The following is a 13,375-nucleotide window of genomic DNA, read 5'->3' as shown; positions in this document are numbered from 1 at the left end:
ATTCTCAACCAGTGAATGTTATCTCTTCCCATTCAGCTTATCAAAAGCATTTTTGTTTCAATATGCCAAAATATGAAGATCATAACCTCAATCTTAACCATTTTTAAAACGCTTTCATTCTAATCCCTCTTTAAGTTTGAACCCGCTTTCTCTTTTTCTCTTTTTCGCTTATATTAAAATACATTACAGTCGGCTTATCTTAGAGAGGGAATTCATATGATTCGAAAAATGTATATGAGGCGATTTATTTATTTCTTTGTTTTTTTTCTGCTTCTAACGTTAAGCTTGTTTTATGTCATGAATCGCTCCAGTTCCAAGACTCTTGAAGAAAACCTAATTAGTGCTTCGAAGAACCAGCTTGAATATGTAACAGGAATTATTGATGGTATTATCTATGAGGCCAATATGTACGGGGTGCAATTTGCAGCGGATAACGATGTGAGATTTTACCAGAATCAGCTCGTTGAGCTAAGTAATTACGACTCTCAGATGAAAAAAAACGAGATCGTGGATCGATTGCGTCAGACTCTGCTATCTAGTCGCTCGATCGAATCCATCGGAATCTATTGGAAATCCCAAGAGACATTTTTATCAACTCACAATTCATCGGAGATGAGACAGATATTTAAAAGCGTGGAGGAACGAGGATGGCAAATTGTTAACAACAGTCTCTACTATTTTGTTATTTATCCTTACATTCAGAAGCCAGGTACAGTGGAGCCTACACAATATATCGTCGGGGTTAAGCTGAAGACGGACTATTTGAAAAGCATGCTTAAAAAAGCGATCAATAATAACAGCTCTAATGCATTTTACTTGTTTAAAAACCAAGAGCTATGGAGTGAAAAAGCGGTAGAGGCTTCTTTGTTGAAAACGGTTACGGACTTACTTGTGCCCCAACAGGCTTCAACCGTAAAATATGATTACCACAATCCTTCGGAAGATTATTATGTCCTTTCTCGATATGTTGAGCCTATTGATGCCTACTTGATTACATATACTCGGACCAATGATTTTCTGAAGCCGCTTGACCGAAGCCGCAGCGTCTTTCTTGCAAGCATTATCGCTGTATTAACGCTTGGTTTAATCGTGATATTTACTTTTTACCGTAACTATTACCGCAATCTTCGTTTATTAGAAAAAAAGTTTTCTCAAGTTGAACAAGGCAATCATCATACGCGCATTCAGGTTCATACGGGCAGAGAATTTTTCAGCTTGTTTCGCGGCTTCAATCATATGGTTTCCGAAATTCAGGATTTGTTCGTGTCGCTCAAGACCGAAACGCAACTGAGGAGAACTGCTGAACTGAAGCAGCTACAAGCCCAGATCAACCCCCACTTTTTATACAACAGTTTATTTTTTATAACGTCAGCAGCCCAGTTCTCACCTGATGCTGTCATGCGGATGAGCAAGCACTTGGCTGAATATTACCGATATCTAACGAAGCTTGATCGACATGAAGTTACACTGGGAAGTGAACTTCAATTTGCAGAACATTACCTTATTATTATGGCGTTAAGCAAAAAGATGGATTATAGTATCCAAACTCCAAATGACCTCACCTCCTTTTCCCTGCCTCCCTTGATGATTCAGCCCATCGTAGAAAATGCCATCCAACACGGCATTGAAGGCAGACAAGGTGCTCACCAGGTCAAGATTGATGTGGTAGAAACCAGAGAAGGTATTCAGATTGAGGTATCCGATGACGGCAAAGGTCTATCTCCAGAACACATGTACAATTTACAAGCTGAACTTGATCAGGATACAGCGCCTGAGGGTTCACGAGGAATGGGTCTGTACAATGTCAACAAACGATTGAAAAATACGTATGGTGAGCAAGCCGGCCTTCACTTCGCTTCCAACAGCTGGGGGGGGCTATCTATACTCCTGCTCATTCCCGAACATGCAGAGAAAGGATGATGCCAATGCGCCTTCTAATCGTTGATGATGGTCACTATGTGGTGGAATATATGAAACATTTGCTAGACTGGGCTTCGTTCGGAATCAAGCATATTGAGACAACTACCAATTCAATAGAGGCCAAGAAGATGCTGAATAGCAATGCAATCGACATTATGATTACAGATATACGCATGCCTGAGATTTCAGGAATTGATCTGCTTGAGTATATTCATCAGCAGGATCTGCCGACAAAGGTGATCTTTTTATCCGGTTATTCCCAGTTTGAATATGCTCAGCAAGGCATTCGATTGGGTGCCCTGGATTATCTGCTCAAGCCCGTCGACAAGGAGGATGTCGATAAAGCGATGTGCAATGCAATTCGGCAGATTAAACAGCATCAATCTGTTCAGCCCGTGAACTGGGAACAGTTTAGCCGTACAAAGTTTTTGCTTTCGATTCTTGGAATCAATGCATCTTTACAGAAGGACTGTGCCTCCCATCTCAGTTTTTTTGGAAACGAGCGTGTATGCTTTTTGAAGCTGAATGATTTCAATTCGAAGCATAGAGAACATTTGCAGAGGGGACATGACATGCCTTATTCTGCTCTCATCTGGACTTTTGGAACACAGCTGGCTGCTATTGTTCCAGAAAATACTGCAAAGCATCTTCAGAGCGATGACAGCTTTTGGGTAGCCTCTCCCCCGTTTCATTTGACCGATCGAAACGTAACAAGACAGCAGTTTTATCGTTTTTATTTAAACCAGGAGGTATACTCACAAGATTTTGCCCAGTTGTCTAAGTATCCTGTTTCCCACCCGGATGGGGAGTCATTAGGGAAGATGATGAAAAACTATGAGTTTATCCGTGGTAGAAAAGAAAAAATGTTGTACCTGATGGAGGTGATATGGTGTGCATATCAGGTGAGAAAAGAGCTCGTTGAATCCGACATGGCAGTCTGGATATTTTGCGACCTGCATAATCCTGACACACTTTGGCCCGTGCTGTCAGATATTTTGGACTCGATCAGAAACCAGAAGCAAATGTCCATTCAATCCATTGTCGATAAAGTAAAAAAACATATTGATGATAACATCTCACATAGCCTGAGTTTAGATGAGCTCGGCAAGGTTGCTCATCTGCATCCGGTCTATCTCTCGAAACTTTTCAAACAGGAAGCAGGTGAAAATGTCTCTAGCTATATTTCTGGTAAACGCTTGGAGAAAGCCGCCTACCTTCTCCGCAATTCAGAGCTTCGCATCGCTGACGTTTCACAGTTGGTCGGTTACCGAAAGAATCAGTATTTTATTCAATTGTTTAAAGAGGAATTCGGCGTTACACCTTATCAGTATAGAAGAAATATGTTGAAGTGAAGCTACTCTTGATACCTGGAATGGTATTCGTGTGGGTAGCTTCAAAGGAGGCCGTAGTTTGAAAGAAAAGTACACCATAGAGAAAGGTTCGATTTTTCAAAAGCTGGCCGTTGGTCTGATTTTAATGTTTGTGCTTATCATACTTATCTTCTGGTGGATTTATCAATTGAATGTACAGGAAACGCAGCGAGAGCTGCAAAAGAATAAATTGGGCGAAGTGCGATTCATGTCCTCCCAGCTGTCCAATCAATTCGAGCAGGTATTAGTGAATGCGCTAACATTGGCTGAGGATCAGTCCGTCAGAGGATATACATATGTACTGCGTTACGGGAATGATTTTGCAAAATATAAAGCGAAGCTGGAGCTGATTGAGAAGCTGGCCCTGAACAGTGCCTCTACTTCATGGAACAATACGATTATTTTGTATTATCCCGATGAACAGGATACGGTATCATCCGATCCCCAGTTTTCATTCCGTCCCTTTGCCATGTCCAAAGAGCCGCTCGACCGATGGATGCTGCATATGAACCAGGATGGCACCGGTTACTATTCTCATCTGACCAAGGGACACCGCGGGCCGATGTATATCGAGATTCGCATTTCCCTGGACGTGCTGCAGAAAATGATGTCTGAGTACACCTCTGGTACACCGATGCTGTATGATGCTCGTTTTGAGAGAGCGATTCGAGGAACGGGTTCTGCACAACTCGCCGGAGCCGATGCCGAAGTGCTTCCACACATTAGGAATGAGAGCGGAACCTTTGAAATTTCGTTTCAGCATACCAATTATTTTATCAGTTTTATGAAAGCGAGCATTCTGGATTTGTATTTTATCGACTATCATCCCACCGACCAATTACGACAATCCATTTCAAGCAATAACACTTGGTTTGTTCTGGCTCTTGTTGTGATGCTGCTACTGTCTCTATTTTACATATTAGCGCTGCGTAATCAGGTTCAACAGCCGATTATACGTTTGCGTAAAGCCATTGATCGTTTTGATCGCGGAGATTACTCCAGCCGTGTGGATGAAACGCAGATTTTTGAATTTAAAATATTGGGACGCTCCTTCAACCGCATGGCCGAGAATACCCAGACGTTGATTGAGCAGGTTCTTCTTGGCGAGCTTTCGGTTAAAGAAGCCCGACTGAAGCAATATCAGGCCCAGATTAATCCGCATTTCCTGTACAATTGTCTTAATTTTATCCAGAGCAAATCCAGTATTAAGGATTATGAATCGGTTACAGCGATGACCCTGGAGCTGGCTTCCTACTGTCGTTATATTCACCGCATTGAAGATCAGGATTCCACATTGGGTGAAGAGCTTCGTTTTGTGAATCACTACATGTCCATCATCCATATGCGCAAGCAGAGCATTACGTTTGAAACGGATGTGCCCAGCCCTCTCCTCTCCATCCGCATTCCTCGCATGATATTGCAGCCGCTGGTTGAGAACGGGGTCAAACATGGTATTGAGCCCTCCATGGCCTCGGGGCAAATTACGATTCATGCGGAGCAAAATCAGGAGGACATTCGTATCTTCGTACAGGATAACGGTGTAGGCATGTCTGCGGACCGTTTGGCACGAATTCGCGCACATATGGATGAATTCACACGCCCGGAGGAACAGATCGGAACAGGGATACGAAATGTGAATCAGCGATTGAAGCTTACTTATGGCAAACGATCGGGTTTGTCCGTAGATTCCAGCTTATATGAAGGAACTCGGTGCATCATTACTATACACAAGGAGGACATTGCAGATGCATCAGATCCTGTTAGTCGACGATGAGTCCTATGTTATTGACGATCTCGAAATTGCATTTCCATGGGAGCAGTACCGTATTGAACGTATTCACAAGGCATACTCCGGTATGCAGGCCTTATCCATTCTGGATGAACAGACCGTAGACATCGTTATTACCGATATTTCGATGCCCGTGATGAACGGGCTTGAGTTGATTCGTCAGATCAAAGCGCTGAAGCCTAACCTGCCCTGCATTTTGCTTACGGGTTATGCCGAGTTCGAGTACGCCAAAGAAGCGACCAAATACGGCGTCGTCGAGTATTTATTAAAGCCGCTTGATGTTGAGAAACTGGCGGCTTGTCTGGAGAAAACCGTATTATCCATTGAAGATCAAATCCGCAGAACGTTGTCCTATGAGCTGGCAATGAACTCGTTTCGACAACACCTGCCTTCACTCAGGGACAGACTGCTGAATCAGTTGATTGAGGGCAATCGGTATGCAACAGATGCACTGAACGACAAGTTGGAACACTATCAGCTGCCCTTTCATGCCGCTGATGAAGTACAGCTCGTTCTGGTTCGGCTGGAGGAGCATTTTACGCGACATACGACAAGCAGTCTGCAGTTGTTTGAGTATGCCGTGACCAATATAGCGTGTGAATTGTTCAACAGCGCTTTTCATACCTGGCACTGCCGCGATCATCATGATTATCTGGTATTTGTGTTAAAGCCTACGGAGCTAGACGCTTCAATAGCAACCTCAACGCCTGCCTCGGATGTGGATGTGCAGCCAGCAATTGCTTCCATGGAATGCGCCGTGGCTCAGGAACAGATGCAATATCAGCATCAAAATCTGACACATCTTTCACTGCAGCTGCATCACAATGTCAATGAATACCTGAAAGGTGGCATTTCGGTAATTCTCAGCCACAGAGGCACACTCCATTCCGACATCCGTGAGATGTATGAGCAGGCGATCTCTGCACTCAAGAAGCAGGTGGGCAATGGTACAGGATACTTCCTGTCCATCGCGGAAAGTTATCGTCCTGCCTCGATTCGATCTCTGCATATTCTGTATGAGCCGCCCACCTTCAATCACCTGCTGGAAACGGGGCAATGGGCGGTGTTTAAAGAGCGCCTGGACCGAATCAAGCAGGCTTACAGTGCTCTGCCTGAACAAACCGAAGAGCATCTGGATGAGATTCGAATCGTGCTGTTATCTGCCTATCACTATATAGCGCATAAAAATCATACCCTGTTATCCGATCTGGTCGGTAACGAATGGAGCTCACGCCCTTCCTTTCGTTCTGTATCCCAGCTCACCGATTGGGCAGAGCTTGTTCTTGACCGGCTACGAGCCAAGCTTGAGGAGCAGTCTTTTGACGAGCAGCATGATGTCATTCAGCAGATCCAAACATTTGTCTCCAGCAACCTGCATTCCCTAAGTCTGCAATCCATTGCAGATCACGTCTCACTGCATCCCGTATATGTTTCCAAGCTGTTCAAGCAGATTCAAGGCATAAGCTTGAGTGAGTACATTTTAAGTGTGAAAATGGATCTGGCCTTATACCTGCTTAACCATACGCAGGACAGAGTATATGAGATTTCCGAGAAGCTCGGCTATGCCAACTCCCAATACTTCATCAAGGTATTCCGAGATAAATTCGGCATGACTCCCCAGGAATACCGGGAACAATAACAGCAAAAAAACACACATCATGCACACTGGCGAGTAGAGCCTGTGTGCATGATGTGTGTTAAGCTATTTTATTTGACCGTATTATACCATTCGTTGACTTCTTCCGTAATCTGTTTACCTCCAGAGCTCATGTACTGTTCAACAAAGGTATCGAACTCATCCACCGGGGATTGCCCGTAAATGATTTTATTAAGCACTTCTTTCTCCAGCTTGCTGAGCATATCGCCGCGGGAAACTTGTGTTTTGGTTGGTACGCCTGTGAACATTTGAGGCATTACGATATCCTTTTGATCAATGACAATTTTGGCCGCCTTAATCTGTTCAGGGATACGATCTGCCAGGTTTTTCTCATATTGCGTTGTAGGCTCCTTGCCACCTGCAAGCTCAGCCAGTGTATTCATCATCAGGTTAGGGATGATTGCACCATCAAACGTTAATGTATAACGAATTGCATCAATCCAGCCGCCAGGAATTTTGTCACTTTGCAGCTCTTTATAGACGGTTCCATCTGGAGCAATGTCATAATCATAACCTTTCGCGAATCCATTCACGAATGTGGTACTGTCCGGGTTAGCCCAGTGATCAAACAGATAGTTCTGGTATACAAAGAAAGCATCTTTATGCTCCATATCCTTATTGATCAGCACTGCACCTGTACTGATACGTGTACCATGGCGCCCCATCTTGCCGTCAGGACCGGCTGGAAGCGGATATGCTTTATACTCGGCATCTGGCACGTTTTTTTGCAGATCCGGGATCGGCCATCCGGTCATCCAGTATGGACCCACAATAATACCTGATTTACCTGCAGTAAAGGCTTCGGCTGCCTTAGGCTCATCATATAGCCCCGCTTCTTTATCGATGTAGCCTTTATCCATCCATTCTTTCATCTTGGCAAGTGCAGGCTTCATCTCAGGCTGAATCGACCCGTAGGCAAGAGTGCCATCCGCTGCTTTATTCCACTGACCAGGCATCGCTCCGAACATGCCAAAGATCCAGCTGGAATCGGACATCCAGGTGTTCAGATAGTTTTTGAAGCCTACAGATAATGCCGTAGTGTCCTTTTTGCCGTTACCGTCCGGATCTTGATTGACGAAGGCATCCATTACCGTTTCCAGCTCAGCCAGCGTTGTAGGTGCTTTCAGATTGAGCTTTTTGAGCCAGTCTTCGCGAATGTACATCACTGGATCATTGTTGTAAGCGTTCTCCAGAATCGGAATAGCCATCCGTTTACCATCACGCACATACGGCTTCCATACATTTGGATCTTCTGCCATTGCTTTTTTGTAAACATCCGAGGCATATTTATCGAACAGCTCTCCTGCATCTGTGAATTGACCCGATTCAATCAGATCACTGATTAACGTGGAATCGCCGCGGAACGAAATGATATCAGGCATTTTCTGACCCGAGGTTAACATTAGGCGAAGTTTGGTCTGGTAAGCATTATTTTGATCACTGACCGTCCATAAATATTTAATATCAATCCCTAGTGTATCATGGGCCCATTTGGTATGAACGTTATTTTCAATGTTCTCCCCGTTTTTGAACTTCAAGCTGCTGGTGATTGGAAAAACAGTTGAAATCGTAACGGGCTCCGTATACTTGCCATTCTCGAACGGTGCGGAATAAAACTCGTTACTATTCGTTGATTTTGGATCTGGACCGGATGCAGTATCACTGCTGCATGCCGCGAGTACACCGGATAACATTGTGGCAGCCATCAGAACACTAAGCGGCTTTTTCCATGCTTTTAACATTTTGTCTCCCCCATATGAAATCAATTTGGTTAAACCTGAATTACATTTACTCTTTCACAGCTCCAAGCACAATGCCTTTAACGAAAAAGCGTTGAAGCAGTGGATATACAATTAAAATGGGTGCCATGCCGATGAAAATCTGAGCGGCCTTGATCGTCCGTTGTGATATATTTTCCAAATCCTCGGGACGTACGGACACCTTACTGAAATCCTGCTGCACAATAATGGTTTGCAGGAAGGTCGCAAGCGGATATTTTTCGTGATCCGTCAGGAAAATCAAACCATCGAACCAGGCGTTCCAGTGTCCCACCATGGAGAACAAGGATAGCGTAGCGATCGCTGGCATGGATACAGGCAGGAATACGGAAATTAATGTGCGGAAGTAACCTGCGCCGTCAATAAAGGCGGCCTCTTCCAGCTCTTTGGGCACGTTGCGAAAGAAATTCAGCAACAGGATCATATTCCAGACGGATACTGCACCCGGAAGAATGAGTACCCACATCGTATTTAACAAATTAAGCTTCTGAATCAGAATGTAAAATGGAATTAATCCTCCACTGAACAGCATCGTAAATACAAAATACCAGGTGTAGAGGTTACGCCGCTTGAAATTGCGATTCTCTCGGGATAACGGATAGGCTGCCAATGTGACAATAACCATGCTCAGCAGCGTACCCAGCACCGTCCTCTGAACGGCGATTCCCAGAGAACGAATGAAGTTCTCATTATCCAATGTTTTGGCGTAGGCATCAAACGTAAAGTCCACTGGAAAGAGTCCAACCAGATTGGCATTGGCAGCCGCTTTACCGCTGAAGGAGACTGCGAGAATGTGGATTAACGGAATAATACAGAGCAGTGATAACAAAATAAGAAACGCATAGTTGAATACTGTGAATACTTTGTAAGGCTTCGTTTTATGATACATGCCGTGGTGTCTCCTTTCTAAAAAATACGGTAATTCGCAAATTTATAAGCTGCACGGTATGCGATCACGATTAGAACGAATCCGACAACTGATTTGAAGAGCCCGACGGCAGCCGTAAAGCCAAACTTACCATCGATTAGACCTACCCGATAAACAAAGGTATCTATGATATCACCCTTATCGTAAACCAGCGGGTTGTACAGATTGAAGATCTGGTCGAAACCTCCGTTCAGGATATTTCCAAGAGACAACGTTCCTACCACAATCATGATCGGAATCAGAGCAGGTATCGTAATCGACCAGGTTTGCTGCCAGCGGTTCGCTCCATCTACTTCAGCTGCTTCATATAATGAAGGATTAATACCTGCCAGCGAAGCAAGGAAGATGATTGCTCCGAAGCCGAATTCTTTCCAGATATCACTGACTACAACGACGATGCGGAACCAGGTGCCTTCTCCCAGGAAGAATATCGGTTCAAGTCCAAACACGGCCCCGAGAAACTGATTGATCATGCCTTTCGTCGCCAGCATGTCCAGCAGTATTCCGCCGAGAATGACCCAGGACAGAAAATGTGGCAGATAAACGAAGGTTTGAATGCTCTTTTTGAATTTTTCTTTGCGCACTTCATTCAGGAGCAGTGCAAAGATCAATGGTGCAATCAGTCCCCCAACCAGCTTCATACCCGCAATGATCAGGGTGTTCCAGATGACCTGTACATTTTCCGGCATGCTGAACAAAAATTCAAAATGCTCCAGCCCAATCCAGGAAGATTTGGCAAACCCGAGCCAAGGCTTGTAGTCCTGAAAGGCAATCACCAGACCGCCCATCGGTATGTACGCGAAGATGAATGTCAAGATGACTGCAGGTAGCAGCATCAGGTCCAGCACTAACGTACGCTTGAAGTTTTTGGGCTGCTGAGACCGTCGCCGCCGCGAATTCGGACGAATCACGTCGGCTTCCATCGGTGTTACAGCTTTTGCGTCATTCATTTCATGCGTTCCCCCTCTTTCTCTATGTGCTCCAGAGATACATTCTCAAACGATACTGTTGTATTCTCTGTATATTCAGTATAGTTTCACGACTCGTAACTCAACATGATAAAAGCATAGCTTTCATAACAAATTATTAATATTGTTTATGTTAATGAATGGCATGAACAAATAAAACCCTCAACGTGATGGATGATTCATTATCACGTCGAGGGATCGACCCTTAAAGCCTGATTTAGAACGACTGAATTTTATTTTTTCTTGCCTGACAACATGAGTATTCCATACTGAGACGTATTTCGCCAGCTCTCACTTGTAGTGTCATTCCATTTCACTGCGTCCTGCTTGCCAGCGCCCTGGTTATCATTAATTTGCAGATCGAAGCCGAGAACATCCCCTGCATTAGGCTTCAGAGATTGTAACCGGATTCTAGCTTCGATCAGATAACCTTTTTTCGTTTTTTTCACAGCGCTTTCCAGACGTGCAGGTGAAGCGCTGCCTCCAAAGCTGCCCACGTTATCTGCATTCACTCTGAACTGGGCATCATCATATTGAAAATACGGTGTCCGCTGGTGATTCTCATCCAGGAAAATCTCAACGGAATCCTGATCCCATGGGTTGACGCTATCTGTAATGATCTTTGAATCAGTGACATCAATGAGCAAGTACAGATATTCACCTGACCAAAGTGCACGTGCCACAGCTTTGGCACTTCCATTGCTATTCAATCGTTTTACCTCAAAAGGTACGGCCTTATTCCATGCTGCATCTTGATTTCCGTCAATCTGAACTTCACCTTGCACAGCCTGTGCCGTTTTGGGCATCTGGGCAAGCTGAATAATGCCGTATTTACTCATGTCCTTTTCCTGAGACAGCGTTCGATCATTCCAGTACCAGGTTCCAGGTGGTTGCTTACCGCCTGTACCCCCATCGGCTACACGAATGTCCAGGCCGATTTCAGTATTAGAGCCCGCCTTTACCTTACCCCATGGAATCGCTAACTCTACCTGATAACCTCCTTTTGTCTCCCTTACATGGTAGGTGCGTTTCTCCTTGCTCTGCGCTTTGCCCAAACGTTTGATAGTGATCTGCTTGTCGTCTTTTTCATAGGAGGTTGTTTTCCCGTTATTGAAATCCACAAAGACATCTACCTTGTCCATGGCATCCACCTTGGCATCTTGAACGTCGACCAGCACATACAGATTCTGCTTATCCCATAACGTACGGAAGCTGGCTGTACCCGAGGCATGACCTTTAAGTGAAGTAGATACAGCTTTGTTCCAAAGGGGGTCCTGCTGCGTTTTTGAAGTACTTGGTTTACCCGCAAGAGAGACCGCTCTCTGAGTCAGAACAGGGAGGCTGGATTCATCGACGAGTCCCCAGTACGCTTGCTTGGCTTTCAATTCGGTGTCAAACAGCATGGCCTGATTGTTGTACGATCTCTCGTCCTGAAGTCCCCACAACGTAACAGATGAGATCTGATCTTTATGTTTTTTGTACAGATCCATTAGTTCCTTGTAGCGATAAGCCTGTTTAACGGCAACTTCGGCGGGCATCTTTTCACCAAAGGGAATGCCGCTATCCACATCCAGTTCCGTGATCTGAATGTCCAGTCCCAGTCCGGCGAACAGATTGATCGTTTTTTCAATTTCCTCTACAGGTGGTGAAGCCAGATTATAGTGCGATTGCAAGCCCACCCCATCAATGAGTCCTTTCTCTTTCAGCCGTTTAACGAGCTGATACATATGTTCTCTCTTTTCAGGAACCTCGGTGAAATATTCGTTGTAATACAGCTTGGCATCCGGGTCGGCTGCCCGAGCGAACTCATACGTTTTCTCAATATAATCTGGCCCGATTATTTCATAAAACGGACTTTGACGTAGCCCATGAGCATCTCCATTATCGTCTGCAATGGCTTCGTTTACGACATCCCAGGCATAGATTTTACCTTTGTACCGGGTCATAACGGTTTCGACATAATTTTTGATCCGCGCCAGCAGCAATTCCCGGCTCGCAGGTTTACCTTGAGCATCCTTCAGCATCCAATCTGCTCCATCTATATGCCACAGCAATGCGTGTCCACGTACACCCATATGGTGTTTCTCCGCAAACTCCACATATTGATCTGCAGCTTCAAACTCATATACACCCTCGGAAGGAGACAAATATTTGGGCTTCATCTCATAGGTTGCCGTCAGGCTGTTGAAATGTTTGGCAAGCAGCTGCCCATAGGCTCCATCCAGCTGCCAGCGATATACCGCTGCACCGATAGGGAAATCATCCTTGTAGAGGTCTTTCAGAGCTACTATGTTCTCTTCGATCTTCGGCTGTTCAACCTGAGTAATAGACACATCATCCACATAGAACGATAGCGTATCTACCGTATCCTCCGAGATATAGGGTGTTTCAATGAACAGCTTCAATTCAGAGGCATCATCACTGTATTGGTATGTTCCGGTGATCTTTTGCCAGGTATTCCACTGATCTTTGGCAATCCTTGTGTTACCTACCGCATTCCAGCTTTCGGTGCGAGTCTTTTTGTAAGCGGTGAGCTGCAAGGTCTGATCTGTATCAGGCTTTGCTGCAAGTTTGACATAAGCCGTAATCTCATACGGCTGGTTTGGCTTCAATATTTCCTTCAGGGGAAGCATCGGCCCATGATAAGAGCGTTCACGTTGGGTAACCAGCATGCTTGAATGACCTTCGTGTGCCTCCTTTTGTGTGACTGTCAGACGTTCACTACCTATTCGTGGAGCCCATCCCTGTAGCGTACCATCTTCAAAATGAGTGCGAAACGGCTCCCTTGCTTCTGATGCTGTGACTTCGTTGGATGCATGAGAAACCGTTGCTAATGGGAGCGTAGTAAGTACGAGTAAACAAGCTAGAAATGCCATATTCCATTGACGTAATCGTTTCATGCGATCCTCCATTCGTTTGATGATCCTATTTCTGAACGGCTGAACATCCAGATAACTGGATTATA

At 44.9% G+C, this 13,375-nt stretch carries 8 protein-coding genes; 4 read left to right on the top strand and 4 right to left on the bottom strand.

All coding sequences use genetic code 11. The annotated features are described in order from the left end of the window. The first annotated feature begins 216 nt into the window (after window positions 1-216). From DFQ00_RS22835 to DFQ00_RS22820, 4 genes are read left to right on the top strand one after another with little or no spacing between them, the layout of a single operon-like run. Window positions 217-1,920, top strand: coding sequence for a sensor histidine kinase (locus DFQ00_RS22835; RefSeq protein ID WP_110898789.1), 1,704 nt, complete (start codon window positions 217-219; stop codon window positions 1,918-1,920). A gap of 5 nt (window positions 1,921-1,925) precedes the next feature. Then, window positions 1,926-3,272: a response regulator transcription factor gene (locus DFQ00_RS22830; RefSeq protein ID WP_167433810.1), complete on the top strand. Its 1,347-nt coding sequence runs from the start codon at window positions 1,926-1,928 to the stop codon at window positions 3,270-3,272. Window positions 3,273-3,330: 58 nt separating this feature from the next. Next, a complete protein-coding gene (locus DFQ00_RS22825) occupies window positions 3,331-5,064 on the top strand; it encodes a sensor histidine kinase (protein ID WP_110898787.1) in 1,734 nt (577 codons plus the stop codon). Then, complete coding sequence (locus DFQ00_RS22820) at window positions 5,036-6,718, top strand: response regulator (RefSeq protein ID WP_167433809.1); 1,683 nt, start codon at window positions 5,036-5,038, stop codon at window positions 6,716-6,718. Before DFQ00_RS22825 ends, DFQ00_RS22820 begins: the two co-directional genes overlap by 29 nt. 68 nt (window positions 6,719-6,786) lie before the next feature. On the opposite strand, the gene DFQ00_RS22815 is transcribed toward DFQ00_RS22820, so the two are convergent. The 4 genes from DFQ00_RS22815 to DFQ00_RS22800 form a co-directional block, all read right to left on the bottom strand. Beyond that, window positions 6,787-8,478, bottom strand: coding sequence for an extracellular solute-binding protein (locus DFQ00_RS22815; RefSeq protein WP_110898785.1), 1,692 nt, complete (start codon window positions 8,476-8,478; stop codon window positions 6,787-6,789). Window positions 8,479-8,524: 46 nt separating this feature from the next. Next, window positions 8,525-9,403, bottom strand: a complete 879-nt coding sequence (locus DFQ00_RS22810; RefSeq protein ID WP_110898784.1) for a carbohydrate ABC transporter permease — start codon at window positions 9,401-9,403, stop codon at window positions 8,525-8,527. Between the two features lie 17 nt (window positions 9,404-9,420). Continuing rightward, on the bottom strand, window positions 9,421-10,365 hold the full coding sequence (locus tag DFQ00_RS22805) for an ABC transporter permease (RefSeq protein WP_110898808.1): 945 nt from the start codon (window positions 10,363-10,365) through the stop codon (window positions 9,421-9,423). A 278-nt stretch (window positions 10,366-10,643) separates the two neighbouring features. Further along, window positions 10,644-13,310, bottom strand: coding sequence for an endo-1,4-beta-xylanase (locus tag DFQ00_RS22800; protein ID WP_167433808.1), 2,667 nt, complete (start codon window positions 13,308-13,310; stop codon window positions 10,644-10,646). Between the last annotated feature and the right edge of the window lie 65 nt (window positions 13,311-13,375).

The sequence above is a fragment of the Paenibacillus barcinonensis genome (assembly GCF_003217495.1).
Taxonomy (GTDB): Bacteria; Bacillota; Bacilli; order Paenibacillales; family Paenibacillaceae; genus Paenibacillus; species Paenibacillus barcinonensis.
This window is presented reverse-complemented; position numbering and strand designations above follow the sequence as displayed.